The following is a 16,556-nucleotide window of genomic DNA, read 5'->3' on the forward strand; positions in this document are numbered from 1 at the left end:
AGCCGCGCACCAGCCACCAGGCCGGGCGCAGCGAGCGCAGGAAGTCCGCCACCCGGGTGTGCCCGAGCAGCGGGCCGAGTTGACGGTCGAGCAGGCGTAACTGGGTGGTGGCCCGGTCCCGCGCGGCGGCCAGCCGACGCAGGCGGGCCGGTCGGCCGCCCGGCTCCGCGCCGGCTGCGGTCCGCAGTTCCAGCGCGTACGCCTCCGGTGCGCCGAGCCGGTCGACGAGCGTGCCGTCACCCTCGGCTGCCACCTCGGCGAGGTGCTCCGGAAGGTCCTCGGTCAACTCGTCGCGGAGCGTCGGCGGCAGGTCGGCGAGCGCGGCCCGCACCCGGTCGACGTAGTCCGTGATCTCCTGCCCAGTGACGGTCATGCCGCCATCCCCCGATCGTCGAGCAGTGCGTCCATGGTGGTGGCGAACGAGCGCCAGGTCTTGCCGGAGCGGGTGAGCTGGTCCCGCCCGGCGGCGTTCAGCGCGTAGTACTTGCGGTGCGGCCCGGATTCGCTGGGCACCACGTAGGTGGTCAACAGGCCGCCCGCGAAGAGCCGGCGCAACGTGCCGTAGACCGAGGCGTCGCCGACCTCGGTGAGGCCGGCCTCGCGCAGCCGGCGGAGGATGTCGTAGCCGTAGCCGTCTTCGTCCTTGAGCACGGCGAGCACGGCCAGGTCGAGGACACCCTTGAGAAGCTGCGTCGTATCCACGCTCCGCACAGTAGTGCGCAATGCACAGTACCGTCAACGACGACGCACTCCCCCGCTTCGTTGATCAAGGAGTTTGCGTCGGGACTCGCCGCGAACGCCGACGCGAACTCCTTGATCAACCAAGCGGAGGGCGGGCGGCCCACCCGACGAAGCGGTCGAACAGCTCCTGGGGATCCGGGTTGAGTTTCAGCAGGTCGGCGGCGGCCTCGAAGAGGCAGCTCGCCAGGTGGACCGAGAGGGCGACCCGGTCACGCCGGTAGTCCGTCAACAGCAACAGGCGGGCCGGCTGGCACGGCCAGGGGCCGGCGCACACCCGGCAGAGCCAGCGCGGCCGCATCGGCACGTGCGGCCGCATCGCCCGACGACCGCGATCGGGTACGGGATAGCCATTCGACGCACTCATCCCCCGATCGCGTCGCTTCATCATTGACGCTGTCAATAGCCTCCGCAGTTGTCGCCGTATGCGGACCACGCCGCTGCCATCGTCAACACGTGGAGCTGGTGGGCGTGTCGGAGATCCGGGCGATGCTCGGCAACGTGTCACGCCAGCGTGCGTCCGTGATCGCCAATCAACGCAACTTCCCCGAGCCGATCGCCGTGCTGGCGATGGGCAAGGTGTGGCGGAAGTCGGACGTCGAGAAGTGGGTGCGAGAGCACCGCCCGGACCTGCCGACCGACTGATCCGTCGACCAAGGAGTTGCGCGCTAGGCGAGGCTCCAGGCGATGCCGTCGAGGATGTCGTGCTCCGAGGCGACCACCGAGGACATGCCGGCCCGCTCCATGATCACGCGCAGCACCAGCGCGCCGGCGCCGATCACGTCCGCCCGGCCCGGGTGCATCACCGGCTCGGCCAGCCGCTGCTCCCGGGTGGCCCCGAGCAGGTAGGCGGTCACCTCGGCGACCCGCGCGTACGGGACCCGGGCGTGGTGGATGCGACTCGGGTCGTACTCCCGGAGCCCTTCGGCCAGGGCGACCACGGTGGTGACCGAACCGGCGAGCCCGACCAGCGTGACGGCCTCCCGGCCGGGGACGGCGGCCAGCGCCCGGTCCACCGCCGCCGCGATGTCCGCCTCGGCGGCGGCGATCTCGGCCGGCGAGGGCGGATCGCCGTGCAGGTGCCGCTCGGTCATCCGGACGCAGCCGATGTCCACCGAGATCGCCCCGCGCACGCCGTCGGCGCGGGTGCCGACCACGAACTCGGTCGAGCCACCGCCGATGTCGACCACCAGGTACGGCGGTTCGGCGTCGGCGGGCAGCCCGCGCACCGCGCCGGTGAACGACAGCCGGGCCTCCTCGTCGCCGGTCACCACCTCCGGCGGTACGCCGAGCGTCCGCTCGACCATCGCGCGGAAGTCGTCGGCGTTGGAGGCGTCGCGCGACGCCGAGGTGGCGCACATGCGCACCCGCTCGACGCCGGTCTTCTCGATCTCCGCCGCGTAGTCGGCGAGCGCCACCCGGGTCCGCTCGATCGCCTCGGGCGCCAGTGTGCCCGTCCGGTCGACGCCCTGCCCCAGCCGCACGATCTCCATCCGCCGGCTGACGTCGGTCAGCGGCGCCGCCGCCCCGGCGGAGGGATCCGGCAGGTCCGCGATCAGCAGTCGGATCGAGTTGGTCCCGCAGTCGATGGCCCCCACGCGCACGCTCACGGCGCCCACCCTACGGCAGCCCGACGCGACTCAGAGGCGCAGCAGCATGCGGGTGTTGCCCAGGGTGTTGGGTTTGACCCGTTCCAGGTCGAGGAACTCGGCCACACCCTCGTCGTAGGAGCGCAGGAGCTGCTCGTAGACCAACTGCGGCACCGGGGCGCCGTCGATCTCGTGGAAGCCGAAGCCGCCGAAGAAGCCGGTCTCGAACGTGAGCACGAAGATCCGGGCGATGCCCAGCTCGCGGGCCGCGTCGATCAGCTCACCGACGATCCGGTGGCCGATCCGGTGCCCCCGGCAGGACGGGTCGACCGCGACCGTGCGGATCTCGGCCAGGTCCTCCCACATGACGTGCAGCGCGCCGCAGCCGACCACCGTGCCGTCCGGCGTCACCGCCACCCGGAACTCCTGCACGTCCTCGTAGAGCGTCACGGTGGCCTTGCTGAGCAGCCGCCGGTCGTCGGTGTACGTGTCCACCAGCCGGCGGATGCCGCGCACGTCGGCGGTGCGGGCCCGGCGGACCGTGACCTGGTCGACGGTGGTCATCTCACTCCCCGGCGGGCACGTCCACGCAGGGGCCGGCGGCCCACCACTTGTCCACCAGCGCCAGCGTCTCGTCGCCGAACGGGTTCACCCCGGGGCCGGCGGCCAACGCGTGGCCGAGATGCACGTGCAGGCACTTCACCCGCCCGGGCATCCCGCCGGCCGAGATGCCGGCGATCTCCGGCACCTCGCCGATCGCGTCGCGGCGGGCCAGGTAGTCCTCGTGCGCGGCCCGGTAACGGGCGGCCAGCTCCGGGTCCTCGGCGAGCCGGTCGGCCATCTCCTTCATCAGCCCGGCCGACTCCAGCCGGCTGCACGCGGCGGTGGCCCGCGGGCAGGTCAGGTAGAACAGCGTCGGGAACGGCGTGCCGTCAGCCAGCCGGGGCGTCGTCTCCACCACGTCGGGCAGGCCGCACGGGCACCGGTGGGCCACCGCCCGGGTGCCGCGCGGTGTGCGTCCGAGCTGCGCGGCGACCGCGGCCAGGTCGGCCTCGGTGGCCGGTCGGCGTTCCGGCGGGGGTACGGAGTCCGCCGCCGGCTCCTGCGGTGGTACGACGCTCACGGGTTGTGCCTCTCGAAGAAACAGCTCACTTGTCGGGGCGCTCGGCGTTCGCCGCCTGCACGCTCGACCACAGCGTGTCGTACCAGGGGTCGGGCGGTCTCGGCGCCCCCGGCTTCGCGCCCTTGCCGGCGTCCTTGGCGGCCCCGTCCGGGTCGGAGAGCACCACCAGCAGCGTCTCCCCCGGCTTGCCCATGAAGAACCGTTCCCGGGCCTGCGTCTTGACGTACTCCGGGTCCTTCCACTTGGCCGCCTCGGCGGTGAGCCGGTCGATCTCCGCCCGCTGCCCCGCCTGGGACGCCTCCATCCGCTCGATGTCGGTCTGCTGGTCCAGGTAGACCCGGACCGGGTAGGTGTACGCCAGGGCGAGCGCGATCAGCACCGCGAACAGCACGGTGGCGCGCCCGGTGAAGCGCCGGGGTTGGGGTGCGGTGAGCCGCTTGACCGTGCCGCCGGCCGCGGTACGCCGGGCCGCGCCCGGACGGTTCGCGGAGCGTACGCCCTCGGTGACGCGGGACGCGCCGGGTGACCGGCCGGCGGCGCGCGCCTCCGCGCGGACGCCGTCGCGGGCCGTGGACCGGGTTCGGCCCCCGCCCGCCCGGCCGGCCTGACCCGGCCGACGGGCGGGCCGCTGGCCACCCGGTGTGCGGCGCTGCTGCATCGTCACACCCCTCCCCCGGAGCGTCGACCTCAGGCCGAACGGTAACGCGGGAACGCGCCGGCGCCGGCGTACCGCGCCGCGTCGGCCAGCTCCTCCTCGATCCGCAGGAGCTGGTTGTACTTGGCGACCCGGTCGGAGCGGGCCGGCGCGCCGGTCTTGATCTGACCGCAGCCGGTGGCGACCGCCAGGTCGGCGATGGTGGTGTCCTCGGTCTCGCCGGAGCGGTGGCTCATCATGCACCGGAAGCCGGCCCGGTGGGCCAGGTCCACGGCGTCCAGCGTCTCGGTGAGCGAGCCGATCTGGTTGACCTTGACCAGCACCGCGTTGGCGGCCCGCTCGGCGATGCCCCGGGCGATGCGCTGCGGGTTGGTCACGAACAGGTCGTCACCGACGATCTGGATCCGGTCGCCCAGCGCGGCGGTGAGCGTGGCCCAGCCGCTCCAGTCGTCCTCGGCGAGCGGGTCCTCGATGGAGACGATCGGGTAGTCGCCGGCGAGCTTGGTGTAGTAGTTGCTCATCTCCTCGGCGCTCTTGGTGCTGCCCTCGAACGTGTAGGAGCCGTTGTCGAAGAACTCGGTGGCGGCCACGTCGAGCGCGAAGACGATGTCGGTGCCGAGCCGGTAGCCGGCCTTCTCCACCGCCTCGGCGATCAGGTCCAGCGCGGCGGCGTTGGTGGGCAGGTTCGGGGCGAAGCCGCCCTCGTCGCCGAGGCCGGTCGACAGGCCCTTCTTCTTCAGCACCGACTTCAGCGCGTGGTAGACCTCGGCGCCGGAGCGGACCGCGTCCCGGAACGTCGGCGCGCCGATCGGCGCGATCATGAACTCCTGGACGTCGACGTTCGAGTCGGCGTGCGCGCCACCGTTGAGGATGTTCATCATCGGCACCGGGAGCAGGTGCGCGTTGGGGCCGCCCAGGTAGCGGAAGAGGCTCAGCTCGGCGCTGCCGGCGGCGGCCTTCGCCACGGCCAGGGAGACGCCGAGGATGGCGTTCGCGCCCAGCTCGCCCTTGTTGTCCGAGCCGTCGATGTCGATCATCTTCTGGTCGATCAGCCGCTGCTCGCTGGCCTCGTAGCCGATGAGCTGGTCGACGATCCGGTCCTCGATGTTCGCGACCGCCTTCTCGACACCCTTGCCCAGGTAGCGGTCCTTGTCGCCGTCGCGCAGCTCGACCGCCTCGAAGGCGCCGGTGGAGGCGCCGGACGGCACCGCGGCGCGGGCGATCGTGCCGTCGTCGAGCCCGACCTCGACCTCGACCGTCGGGTTGCCCCGCGAGTCCAGGATCTCCCGGGCGACAATTCCCTCGATGGTTGCCACTGAGTCGCTCCTCGTTTGTGTGTTCCGGTCCGGTGTGGGCCGCGACGGTGCGGCTGAGGCAGGTGTTGAACGCAGCGTATCGGTCCCCGCTCTCCGGTACGGCGCTCGGGGCGCACCCCGGGGCAGCGAATGAGACGGACATTCCCGGTTTACCGGTCGTCAACCGGCAACGGGTTTGCGATAGGTTGCGTCGATCGACAAGGCTGGGCATCATGCCTGCCGCTTCGACGACCCTCCGCGTGCTCGCCGCCTCGGTCATCGCGTCGCTCTCGGTCACCGGCTGTCAGGCCCTGGACGACGCGGACGTCGCGCTCGGCCGGGCCGACCTGGTCAACGACCTCGCCGCGCGGATGGACCGGGCGCTGGAGCGGACCTGGGCCGCGGAATACCAGCTCACCGGCGGCGGGACCGCCTCGATCGCGCAGACCGCGAAGCCGCTCCGCTCCACCTACGCCTGGCCCGGCGGCAAGATCACGGTGACCCAGGAGGCGGTGACCCGGTGCGCGAGCACCACCGCCCGCACCTCCTGCACCATGTCCCCGCCGGTGCTGACCGCCGGCAAGCCGTCGGTGATCGTCTACGACGAGGCGCGCAAGCAGGGGCTGGTCACCCCGCCGGCGGTGATCCGGCTGCTCACCGCCGCCGCGCTGGAGCCCCAGGCGGTCATCAAACAGACCGACACCACGCTGGCCGGGCACCACGCCACCTGCATCGACGTCACCGACGCCGGGGAACGCTTCACCGCCTGCGTCACCACCGAGGGGGTGCTCGGCAGCTTCACCGGCACACTCGACGGCAAACCGGCCGAGCTCACCATGAGCCGCTACACCGAGACGGTCGAGGCCGGCGCGTTCGCGGTGCCGGCCGGCGCCGGTGTGGTGGACCGCCGCCCGAAGGCGTCCTGACCCGGCCGCCGGGGCGGCGGTCGATCCGACGCAACCGGGTCGCCGCCCGGCCGTGACCCGGCCGGGCGGCGCGTTCCGTCACGGCACCGTCCACCGCTGGTCGGCGCTACCCAGGCAGGTCCAGATGATCACCTTGGTTCCGTCGCCCGAGTTGTTGTTCGGCACGGCGAGGCACTTGTCGGCGTTCGGGTTGCGCAGCGCACCGTTGGCGGCGGTGACCCAGGTCTGCGCCGCCCTGCCCGTGCAGGGTGCGATCTGCACGGCGGTGCCGTCCGCGGTGCCGCTGCCCCGCACCTCCAGGCACTTGCCCAGGGCGGTCAGCGCGACGCCACTCTGGGTCCAGACCTGGCCCTGGCTCGTGCCGCAGGTCATGAGCTGCATCTGGGTGTCGTCGACCGGCGCGGCGCCGGGGATGTCCAGGCACTTGCCGGCCAGCCCCTTGACCTGACCGGTGCCGCCGCCACCGACGCCACGCTGGATCCAGGACTGGTCCGCCGGGGTGCCGCAGTTGTAGAGCACCACGTCGTTCGGCGCCCACGACGGGGCGACCAGGCACTGCCCGTTGCGCCGATTCTGGAGCTGGCTCTGCAACGCTGCGGTTGTGATCCGCCACTGCTGGTCGGGGAAGTTGCCGCAGGGGTAGGAGACGATGTTGCCCCCGCCCCAGGTGGGCGCCACCAGGCACTCGCCGTTGTTGGCGTTCTTGAGCTGGAAGTAGCCGCTGTCGACCGGGATCATCGTCCACAACTGGTCGGCGTACGGGGTGTCGCAGCTCCAGTACGACGCGGCGTGGTCCGTCCGGGCGGACGGGACCGCGAGACACTTCCCGTTGTTCGCGTTGGCGATCTGCAGCGCCCGGCCGGCCTGCCAGTCCGGTGCCCCGGCGATCGACGTGCCGACCCAGCTCACCACGTCGTCGGTGCGGGTCTCGGTCGACCCCTGCCGGGTCTCGGTCTCCGCCAGGCAGCCGCTCTGCCACGACGTGCTGTGCAACCCGACCAGCTCCGGCCCGCCGGCCGTCTGCCGCAACGCCGGGCCGCCCGAGTCGCCCTTGCAGGTGCTCGTCTGCTGCGGGTTCTGCCCCAGGATCTGCGTGGTCGCCGCGCCCACCGACTGCACCGTGAACGGTGCCACGTGGAGCTTTTCCGGCACCCACTCGGTGGCGGTGCGGCCGAACCCGGCCACCTGGAGCGTCTCGCCGACGGTCGGCACGGTCGCGCCGAGCTTCACCGGGGTGACGTCGGTGACCGCCGCGGCGAGCCGGGCCAACACCAGGTTGCGCTCCGGATGCGGCACCAGTTCGGTCACCGCCCGGCTCTGCCCGGCAGTCGTGCTCAGGTCGATCCGGCCGACCGTCACCGACGTGGCCCGCGGCGGCGGCCCGGCGGTCACCGGCTGCCCGCCCTCGGCGAAGCACAAACTCGCCGTGGCCACCCAGTGCGGGTCGACAAGCACGCCGGAGCAGGCCCGCACCCCGACGTCCACCTTGGCGACGAAGCCGTACGACGCGTCCGCCGGGGTGCCCCCGCTGACCGCCGACGCCGGCATCGGCAGCAGGACTCCCGCGCCGAGCAGGCCGGCGAGCGCGACCAGCCGCGAGGACCGGCCCCGCGTCGTCACCCGATCGGCACGCGCCCTCGACCCGGTCGGATGTCTCCTGTTGACATGCCTCACCACTACCCCCGTTCCCGCGGCTGCCCGCCGCGACTGCCGGCCATCAGCGGCCACGGCCGACCCTAGAGGACGACGGCGGTGAATATGGCCCCGTAACCGGCGGGCTGAGGTGTCAGATGTCGAGCAGGGTGCGCAGGTGACGCGGCGGCGGGCAGTCGTGCGACAGCATCGCGTCGTGCCAGTCGCGCGCCGGCACGCCGTCCGGCCGGGCGGCGGCGATGTCCGCCATCTCGCTGTAGCCGACGAAGTAGGTGGAGAGCTGGGTGGAGGTCAGCAACGCCCGCCGCCACTTGCCGGCCGCCTCGCCCTCCTCCTGGAAGCCGCGCCCGGTCATCAACGCCATCGCCTCGGCCTCGGGCAGGTCGTCGCAGTGCACGAGCTGGTCGAGCAGCGCGTTGATGGTCATCCGGAGCTGCATCTTGAGCTGCTGCAACCGCACCGGCAGCCCGCCGAAGCCGAGCCCGGCCATCAGTTCCTCGGTGTAGACCGCCCAGCCCTCGATGAACACGCCGGACTCGGTGAGCGCGCGCACCCGGGTCGGGCCGGCGTACCGGCGGGCGTGCGCGAGCTGGAGGAAGTGACCGGGCATCGCCTCGTGCACGGTCAGGTTGCGGATCATGTGGTCGTTGTACTCCCGGTAGAACGACTCGACCCGCTGCGCCGGCCAGTCCGCCGGGGTGGGCGCGATGCAGTAGAACGTCGGCACGTCGGCCGTCTCCAGCGGGCCCGGCGAGTCGCAGTAGGCCACCGCGACGCCGCGCGCGAACTCCGGCATCTCCTGGATCACGCACGGGTCCTCGACGAGGCTGACCAGATCGTGGTGGCGGACGAAGTCGGTGGCCTCGTCGACCGTGCCGGAGGCGAGGTCGACGATGGTGGCGTCGTCCGGGTGCTCGGCGGCCAGCAGGTCCAGCGCGCGGCGTACCGTCTCGTCGTCGGCCGGACCGCCGACCAGCTCGACGGCCGCCGCGCGGATCTCGTCGGTGACCCGGTCGAGGTTGGCCCACGCGCGGCGCTGCACCTCGGCGGCGCCCAGCTCGGTGTCGAGCGTGTGCCACAGCCGCGCCTCCCAGCGCCGCCGGCCCAGCCGGGGGTCGCGCCCCGGCCCGGCGTCGGCCGCCAGCCCGGCCCGCAGCCACGCCACGAACTCGTCGAGCGCGGCGATCGCCGCGGTGGCGGCCGGCCCCACCCGGTCGCGCAGCGCCGGCGCCTGGGCGAGCAGCGCCGGCACCTCGTCGCGGACCAGCGCCGCCGCGCCGGTGAACTGCCCGACCGCCGTCTCGGCGTGGACCCGCGGCATGTCCCGCAGCGTCGCGCGCGCGGTCGCCAGCGCATCCGGTACGGCCCAGAGGCGCCCGGCCAGGTGGGTCAGCCGCTCCTCGACCGGGGCGTACGGCCGGGCCAGCAACGCGTGCAGCAGCGGACCCGGGTTGTGCCGCAGTGGGTCCCACTCGTGGCTGCGGATCTCGGAGTCCTCGAACAGCCCGCGGTCGACCAGGGCGCTGAGCAGCGCGTGGTCGACGCTCTCGTCGGTGTCGAGCACGTCGGGGTCGATCTCGGAGAGCGCGTCGGCCGCGTCCCGGAGCATCGCCCGGTCGGCGGCGAGCGCGTCGGCGGAGAGATCGGGCAGGCGGTCGTCGTAGCGGTGGTCCCCGACCGAGGTCGCCAACCCGGGCCGCCCCTCCAGCACGGCCTCGACGATCCGCTCCGCGAGCACCCCAAACGCTTCCATCCCCGAACCCTACCGATCACCCCCGACGCCCATCCCCCGCGATCTTGCAGTTGCGGCCCCTCCGATGCCGGATTCAGCCGATTTGTCGGGGCGGAAAGTGCAAGATCGGCGGCGGGGTCACCGGCGTTCGGCGGCGCGGACCGCGTCGGCGTACGCCAGGGTGGCGCGGCGGAGCGCGGCCTCCGGGTCGATGCCGGCCTGCCGGGCGGCGGCGACGGTGGCCAGCAGGCTCGCGCCGAGCCGCGCCTCCGCGTCCACCTGGGACTCCGCCAGCGGGGGCGGCACGGCCAGCCCCACCCGGCCGGCGCGGTCCAGGATCTTCGCGGCCAGGGCCAGCGCGGGCTGGCTCAGCGCGATGCCGTCCAGCACCGAGTCACGGGTCTTCTCGGCCCGTTTGATCCGCTCCCAGTTCGCCTCGATCTCCTCGATCGAGCCGGCCTGCTCGCCGGAGAACACGTGCGGGTTGCGCCGCACCATCTTGTCGACCAGGCCGCCGGCCACGTCGTCGACGGTCCAGCTCGCCCCCTCCGGCAGGTCCTCCGCGAGCCGGGCGTGCAGCAGCACCTGGAGCAGCACGTCGCCCAGCTCCTCGCGCAACGCGTCGGTGTCGCCGTCGCCGATCGCGTCGTACGCCTCGTAGCACTCCTCCAGCAGGAACGGGGCCAGGCTGCGGTGCGTCTGCGCCCGCTTCCACGGATCACCGCCCGGGGAGGCCAGCCGGTCCATCACCTCGACCGCGTCCAGCAGCCGGGCACCCGGCGGATCCCACGAGCCGTACATCAGCTCCAACTCGGCCAGGCCGGGCTGCCGGGCCAGCCGCAGCCCCAGCTCGCGGGCGAGCGCCTCGTCGCCGGCCGGGCCGGCCAGCCAGACCGCGCCGCCCTCGGTGGCGGCGGCGTCCAGCAGCGCCTGCGTCGCGCCCTCGGTCACCACGCGCACCTCGGCGCCGGCCGTCCGGACCGCCCGGGTCAGCTCGCTCTCCGCGCCGGTGAGGACCGGCGCGGAGCGTACGGCGTCCCAGGCGGCCGACGTCAGCAGACCGGCCGGCAGCCGGGGCGAGGTGACCAGCAGGACGATGCGCGTGGTCATGCGCCGGGCGCCGCCGACGGGTCGATCACCGGCACCGACTCACCGGTCTCCGGCTCCGGGGTGGAGACGTCGGTGACCGACGAGCCCGGCTCGCCCAGCGGCACGGCCACCGCCGGCACGTCGCCCTTGAAGCTGAGCAGCGGGAACGCCAGCGGGCGGTAGCGCGGGTTGACCGAGACGTCGTACCCGCCGATGGCGTCCGCGAGCACCTTACGGGTGGCCAGCGCGGAGCGGAGCTGCTGCCCGTCGAGCTGGCTGGCCGCGTCGGCGTCCTTCACGTCCGGCGGGATGGCGCCGGCGGCCCGGCCCGCCGCGATCACGGTGGCCAGGTCCTCGGCCGTGGGGGCGGCCGGCTCGCCGGCCGGCAGGCCGGACATGCAGGTGTAGAACTCGGCGACCTTCTTCGCGTACGTCGCGTCGGCGGGCAGCCCGGTCTGCTGCGCCACCTGCTCCGGCGTCACCTGGCCCTGCGGCTGGTAGCCCTTGTCGGCGGCGAGTTCCCGGCACACGTCCGACAGCACGAGGGTGGCGACCACCTGGTCCCGGGCCGGCAGCAACGCGTCGGCCTGACCGGCGGTGGCCGGCTGGCTGGCCAGGCCGTCCCGGACCTCGTCGAGGATCGAGGTGACCCGATCCTCGGTGACGCGGGTGTCGCCGACGTAGGCGGCGACCCCGGGCTCGGTACGGCAACCGGAGAGGGCGACGAGGCCGACCGCCACGCTGGCGACGGCGACAAGACGGCGAGCACGCATGACGGTCACTCTCTCACGCCCCGTATCCGGCTGTGACGCCGCCCACCTCACCGCGCCCCCACCCCGGCCGGCTGTGCCGCCGCCGGTTCCCCCAACACGTCCTTGAGGAGCTGCGCGCACCACTCCAACAGGGCCTGGTCGCGCAGCGGCTCGCCACCGATCCGCCTGGTGCTCGGCCGGGGCACGCTGACCTGGTCGAGCGCCTGCTTGTAGACCGAGTCGGGGTGATAGCGCTTGAGCCGCATCTGCTTCGAGTCGGGCAGCGGCAGCGGGCCGAACCGGATGTGCTTGCCCTGCATCGACACGTCGGTCAGGCCGTAGCGGCGGGCCAGCAGCCGGAAGTTCGCCACCGCGACCAGGTTCTGCACCGGGGCGGGCGGCTCGCCGTACCGGTCGGTCATCTCGGCCACCACCTCGCGCAGCCGCTCGGCGTCGCGGGCCTCGGCGAGCTTGCGGTACATCTCCAGCCGCAGCCGTTCCACGCCGACGTAGTCGTGCGGCAGGTGCGCGTCGATCGGCAGGTCGATCTTGACGTCCACCTCCTCCTCGGCGTGCTCACCCTTGAACGCGGACACCGCCTCGCCGACCATCCGTACGTACAGGTCGAAGCCGACGCCCTCGATGTGGCCGGACTGCTCGCCGCCGAGCAGGTTGCCGGCGCCCCGGATCTCCAGGTCCTTCATCGCCACGTACATGCCGGCGCCCAGTTCGGTGTGCTGCGCGATGGTGGCCAGCCGCTCGTGCGCGTTCTCGGTGAGCGGCTTCTCCGGCGGGTAGAGGAAGTACGCGTACGCGCGCTCCCTCCCCCGGCCGACCCGGCCGCGGATCTGGTGGAGCTGGGCCAGGCCGAGCAGGTCGGCGCGCTCGACGATCAACGTGTTGGCGTTCGGGATGTCGATGCCGGACTCCACGATCGTGGTGCAGACCAGGACGTCGAACTCCTTCTCCCAGAAGCCGACCATCACCTTCTCCAGCGCCTCCTCGCCCATCTGGCCGTGCGCCACCGCGACCCGGGCCTCGGGCACCAGCTCGCGGATCCGGCGGGCCGCCCTGTCGATCGACTCGACGCGGTTGTGCAGGTAGAACACCTGCCCGTCGCGGAGCAGCTCACGGTGGACGGACGCGGCCACCTGCCGGTCGTCGTACGCCCCGACGAACGTGAGCACCGGGTGCCGCTCCTCCGGCGGGGTGGCGATGGTGGACATCTCCCGGATGCCGGTGATCGCCATCTCCAGCGTCCGCGGGATCGGGGTGGCCGACATGGCGAGCACGTCGACCGAGGCGCGCAGCGTCTTCAGGTGCTCCTTGTGCTCGACGCCGAAGCGCTGCTCCTCGTCGATGATCACCAGGCCGAGTTGCTTGAACCGGGTGGCCGCCTGGAGCAGCCGGTGGGTGCCGATGACGATGTCGACGGTGCCCTCGGCGACCATCTCCAGCGTCCGCTCGGACTCCTTCGGGGTCTGGAACCGGGAGAGCTGCCGGATGTTCACCGGGAACTGGCTCATCCGCTCGGCGAACGTGTTGTAGTGCTGCTGCACCAGCAGCGTGGTGGGCACCAGCACGGCCACCTGCTTGCCGTCCTGCACCGCCTTGAACGCCGCGCGGACCGCGATCTCGGTCTTGCCGTAGCCGACGTCGCCGCAGATCAGCCGGTCCATCGGGACGGTCTGCTCCATGTCCCGCTTGACCTCCTCGATGGCGGCCATCTGGTCCGGCGTCTCCTGCCAGGGGAACGCGTCCTCCAGCTCCCGCTGCCACGGCGTGTCCGGCCCGAAGTTGTGCCCCTTGGACGCCTTCCGGGCCGCGTAGAGCTGGATGAGCTGGGCGGCGATCTCGCGGACCGCCTTGCGGGCCCGGGCCTTGGACTTCTGCCAGTCCGAGCCACCCATCTTGTGCAGCGTGGGCTGCTCGCCGCCGACGTAGCGGGAGAGCTGGTCGAGCTGGTCGGTGGGGACGAAGAGGCGGTCGCCGGGCTGGCCGCGCTTGCTCGCCGCGTACTCGATGACCAGGTATTCCCGGCTGGCGCCGTTGACGGTGCGCTGCACCAGCTCGACGTAGCGGCCGATGCCGTGCTGCTCGTGCACCACGAAGTCGCCGGCCCGCAGTTCGAGGGGGTCGATGGTGTTGCGCCGCCGACTGGGCATCTTGCGCATGTCGCGGGTGGAGGTGCCCCGGCCGCCGGTGACGTCGTTGCCGGTCAGCAGCACGAACCTGGACGCCTCGTCGACGAAGCCGGCGGTCAGGCAGCCGCAGGAGACCAGCAGCTCACCCGGGACGGGCGCGGCCGGCACCTCCTCCACCAGCCGGGCGCCGAGCCCGGCGTCGCGGAGCACCTCGACGGCCCGCTGGGCGGGGCCGTGCCCCTCGAACACCAGCGCGATCGACCAGCCCTCGCCGGCCCAGCGCTTCAGGTCGTCGACCACCCGGGCGGTCTCGCCGTGGTAGAGCGGAGCCGGCTGGGCGGCCAGGCTCACCGCGATGGCGTCGTCGGGCGTGACGTCGACCTCGGCCGGCGCGTCCTCCCAGGGCTGCCGGGCCGGCGCGGCCTCTTCGACCATAATTCGGCCTCCGCGCCGGTAGCCGGCGCTCCGGACCGAATGAGGGTCGGCCTCCACCAGACCGAACGGCGCGAGCGTCCACCAGGGCTGGCGCAGGGCGCGGGCCTGCGTGCGTACCTCGGCCAGGGTCTTGAAGGCGGCGGCGCCGAGGTCGACCGGGGCCTGGCCGCCGACGGCGGCCGCGGCCCAGCTCGCCTGGAGGAACTCCTCCGAGGTACGGACCAGGTCGTGCGCCCGGGTGCGGATGCGCTCCGGGTCGCAGAGCAGCACGTGGGTGCCGGCCGGCATGCAGTCGACGAGCAGTTCCAGCGCGTCGTCGCCGATCAGCGCCGGCGCGAGCGACTCCATCCCCTCGACCGGGATGCCCTCGGCCAGCTTGTCGAGGATCTCGGCCAGCTCGGGGTGCTCGGCGGCGAGCGCGGCGGCCCGCTGCCGGACCTCCGGGGTGAGCAGCAGCTCACGGCAGGGCGGCGCCCAGAGCTGCGCCACGCCCTCGATGGTGCGCTGGTCGGCGACCGCGAAGGTGCGGATCTCCTCCACCTCGTCGCCCCAGAACTCGACCCGGGACGGGTGCTCGTCGGTGGGCGGGAAGACGTCCAGGATGCCGCCGCGCACGGCGAACTCGCCGCGCTTGGTGACCAGGTCGACCCGGGCGTACGCCATGTCGGTGAGCCGGCGGGCGACCTCCTCCAGGTCGGCCTCCTCGCCGGCGGCGAGCTGCACCGGCTCCAGGTCGCCGAGGCCCTTGAGCTGCGGCTGGAGCAGCGACCGGACCGGCGCGACGACCACCCGCAGCGGCCCGGTACGCCCGTGCGCGTCGGCCGAGTCGGGGTGCGCCAGCCGGCGCAGCACGGCCAGCCGCCGGCCGACCGTGTCGGAGCGGGGCGAGAGCCGCTCGTGCGGCAGCGTCTCCCAGGACGGGAAGACCGCCACCTGCTCCGGCGGCAGCAGGCTGCCCAGCGCCGAGACCAGGTCGTCGGCCTCCCGGGTGGTGGCGGTGACCGCGAGCACCGGCCGCCCGGCCCCCTGCTCGTCGGCGGCCACCGCCGCGACCGCGAAGGGGCGCAGCGCGGCGGGTGCGGTGAGGTCGAGACCGTCGACCTGCGCGGCACCGGAGCGCGCCAGGTCACGCGCCCGGGCCAGCCCGGGGTCGGCCAGGGCGGCGGCGAAGAGTCCGGTGAGCATCAGTGATCACTTCCAGCGCTTGACACGACGACGACCCCGCGTCCAGCCGGACGGGGGGTGCACCCGTCGAGCCTATCCCTCTCCCGTCCCCCACACCCCCCACCCACACGTCCCGCCGCCCCCCCACGCGCCCCCTCACCCCCCACCCCGCCGCGCGCAGATTCGCGGAAAGAGGGCCTTCGGGGTGCGGACAAGCACGCTTTCCGTGGCTCTGCCGCGCTTCTTGACGGGGTGGAGGGGGCGTGGTGCGGTGGGCGGATGGGTGAGTATCGGGCGGTCTTCGACGCCGAGGTGGTCTTCGCGAACGGGGGCGGCCTGCGCACCGACGGGTTCCGGCTGGACGTGCCCGACCCCGGGATCACCGACGACGAGCTGGCCGCGTTGCTGGTCCGGCACCTGGGGCTGCTCATGGTCGGCGAGGTGCGGATCACCAACCGGACCGTGGTCGAGGAGCCGCACAAGGGTGGGCGCGGCACCACCGTCCCGGCCACCGACGGGCGGCGGCTGGTCGAGCTGAGCCACGAGATCACCGACGGCCTGGTCACGCTGCCCGGCTGGCCGGGGCCACGGATCACCGACTGGCTCACCCGGGAGACCTCCCGCCAGCGGTACGCCCCGGGCGTCGAGTTCCACGTCGGGCGCATCGACATGATCGCCAACACCGGCACGTACGTCGACACGCCGTCGCACCGCTTCGCGGACGGCCCCGACCTGGCCGGGGTGCCCCTGGACCGGCTGGCCGACCTGCCCGGTCTGGTGGTCCGTGTGCCCGCCGGGGTCCGCGCGGTGGACCGCCTGCTGCTCGCCCCGTACGAGGTGGCCGGGCGGGCGGTGCTGCTGCACACCGGCTGGGACACGCACTTCGGCACCGACCGGTACGCCACCGAGGACGCGCCGTTCCTGACCGGCGACGGCGCTTCCTGGCTGGTCGAGGCCGGCGCGACACTCGTCGGAATCGACTCGATCAACATCGACGACATGACGCCGGCGGCGGCCGGCGAGCGCCCGGCGCACAGCGCGCTGCTGGCCGCCGGCATCCCGATCGTGGAGCACCTGACCGGTCTGTCCGAGCTGCCGCCCACCGGTTTCCGGTTCACCGCCGCCCCACCGAGGGTGGCCGGCATGGGCACGTTCCCGGTCCGCGCCTTCGCCACCACCAAACCCTGACCCGGACCACGCACCTCCCGAGCACCGATGCGGCGGGTGGAACGCCATGGCTGTCAAACGAGAGCCGAGACAG

At 73.2% G+C, this 16,556-nt stretch carries 16 protein-coding genes; 3 read left to right on the forward strand and 13 right to left on the reverse strand.

Going from position 1 to position 16,556, the window contains the following annotated elements; genetic code table 11:
- The 3 genes from TPA0908_RS27165 to TPA0908_RS27175 form a co-directional block, all read right to left on the reverse strand.
- A partial coding sequence (locus tag TPA0908_RS27165) for an HAAS signaling domain-containing protein (protein ID WP_458575199.1) occupies positions 1-373 on the reverse strand: 373 nt, incomplete at its 3' end.
- Positions 370-702 (reverse strand): PadR family transcriptional regulator, encoded by a 333-nt coding sequence (locus TPA0908_RS27170; RefSeq protein ID WP_281942754.1) that lies wholly within the window; start codon positions 700-702, stop codon positions 370-372. The genes TPA0908_RS27170 and TPA0908_RS27165, both read right to left, overlap by 4 nt.
- 115 nt (positions 703-817) lie before the next feature.
- Positions 818-1,057 (reverse strand): hypothetical protein, encoded by a 240-nt coding sequence (locus TPA0908_RS27175; RefSeq protein WP_308447849.1) that lies wholly within the window; start codon positions 1,055-1,057, stop codon positions 818-820.
- 137 nt (positions 1,058-1,194) lie between these two features.
- On the opposite strand from TPA0908_RS27175, the gene TPA0908_RS27180 reads away from it, so the two are divergent.
- Positions 1,195-1,383 carry a hypothetical protein gene (locus tag TPA0908_RS27180; protein WP_281942757.1) on the forward strand — a complete coding sequence of 63 codons (189 nt, stop codon included), beginning with the start codon at positions 1,195-1,197 and terminating at the stop codon, positions 1,381-1,383.
- Between the two features lie 23 nt (positions 1,384-1,406).
- Here the strand turns inward: TPA0908_RS27180 and TPA0908_RS27185 are convergent, their stop codons facing one another.
- From TPA0908_RS27185 to eno, 5 genes are read right to left on the reverse strand one after another with little or no spacing between them, the layout of a single operon-like run.
- Entirely contained in the window at positions 1,407-2,336 is a 930-nt protein-coding gene (locus TPA0908_RS27185) for a Ppx/GppA phosphatase family protein (RefSeq protein ID WP_281943779.1), read from the reverse strand.
- Positions 2,337-2,378: 42 nt separating this feature from the next.
- On the reverse strand, positions 2,379-2,891 hold the full coding sequence (locus TPA0908_RS27190) for an amino-acid N-acetyltransferase (protein WP_281942759.1): 513 nt from the start codon (positions 2,889-2,891) through the stop codon (positions 2,379-2,381).
- Between the two features lies 1 nt (position 2,892).
- Positions 2,893-3,450 (reverse strand): DUF501 domain-containing protein, encoded by a 558-nt coding sequence (locus tag TPA0908_RS27195; RefSeq protein WP_281942761.1) that lies wholly within the window; start codon positions 3,448-3,450, stop codon positions 2,893-2,895.
- Between the two features lie 25 nt (positions 3,451-3,475).
- Positions 3,476-4,108, reverse strand: coding sequence for an FtsB family cell division protein (locus tag TPA0908_RS27200; RefSeq protein WP_281942762.1), 633 nt, complete (start codon positions 4,106-4,108; stop codon positions 3,476-3,478).
- A gap of 29 nt (positions 4,109-4,137) precedes the next feature.
- A complete protein-coding gene (eno, locus tag TPA0908_RS27205; protein ID WP_107162353.1) occupies positions 4,138-5,421 on the reverse strand; it encodes a phosphopyruvate hydratase in 1,284 nt (427 codons plus the stop codon).
- Between the two features lie 212 nt (positions 5,422-5,633).
- On the opposite strand from eno, the gene TPA0908_RS27210 reads away from it, so the two are divergent.
- The gene (locus tag TPA0908_RS27210; RefSeq protein WP_107162352.1) at positions 5,634-6,326 is read left to right on the forward strand and encodes a hypothetical protein; all 693 of its coding nucleotides are present in this window, start codon (positions 5,634-5,636) and stop codon (positions 6,324-6,326) included.
- Between the two features lie 78 nt (positions 6,327-6,404).
- Here the strand turns inward: TPA0908_RS27210 and TPA0908_RS27215 are convergent, their stop codons facing one another.
- The 5 genes from TPA0908_RS27215 to mfd all read right to left on the reverse strand — a co-directional run bounded on the left by TPA0908_RS27215 (position 6,405) and on the right by mfd (position 15,316).
- Entirely contained in the window at positions 6,405-7,946 is a 1,542-nt protein-coding gene (locus tag TPA0908_RS27215) for a ricin-type beta-trefoil lectin domain protein (RefSeq protein WP_281942766.1), read from the reverse strand.
- 166 nt (positions 7,947-8,112) lie between these two features.
- Positions 8,113-9,732, reverse strand: a complete 1,620-nt coding sequence (locus TPA0908_RS27220) for a DUF885 domain-containing protein (RefSeq protein WP_281942767.1) — start codon at positions 9,730-9,732, stop codon at positions 8,113-8,115.
- Positions 9,733-9,849: 117 nt separating this feature from the next.
- Entirely contained in the window at positions 9,850-10,821 is a 972-nt protein-coding gene (locus TPA0908_RS27225) for a nucleoside triphosphate pyrophosphohydrolase (RefSeq protein WP_281942768.1), read from the reverse strand.
- Positions 10,818-11,573 (reverse strand): hypothetical protein, encoded by a 756-nt coding sequence (locus tag TPA0908_RS27230; RefSeq protein WP_281942770.1) that lies wholly within the window; start codon positions 11,571-11,573, stop codon positions 10,818-10,820. Before TPA0908_RS27230 ends, TPA0908_RS27225 begins: the two co-directional genes overlap by 4 nt.
- A 47-nt stretch (positions 11,574-11,620) precedes the next feature.
- Positions 11,621-15,316, reverse strand: coding sequence for a transcription-repair coupling factor (gene mfd / locus TPA0908_RS27235; protein WP_281942772.1), 3,696 nt, complete (start codon positions 15,314-15,316; stop codon positions 11,621-11,623).
- Between the two features lie 258 nt (positions 15,317-15,574).
- On the opposite strand from mfd, the gene TPA0908_RS27240 reads away from it, so the two are divergent.
- A complete protein-coding gene (locus TPA0908_RS27240) occupies positions 15,575-16,483 on the forward strand; it encodes a cyclase family protein (protein ID WP_281942773.1) in 909 nt (302 codons plus the stop codon).
- The last annotated feature ends 73 nt before the right edge of the window (positions 16,484-16,556 follow it).

Origin of the sequence: Micromonospora sp. AKA38 (assembly GCF_027925725.1) — a bacterium.
Taxonomy (GTDB): Bacteria; Actinomycetota; Actinomycetes; order Mycobacteriales; family Micromonosporaceae; genus Micromonospora.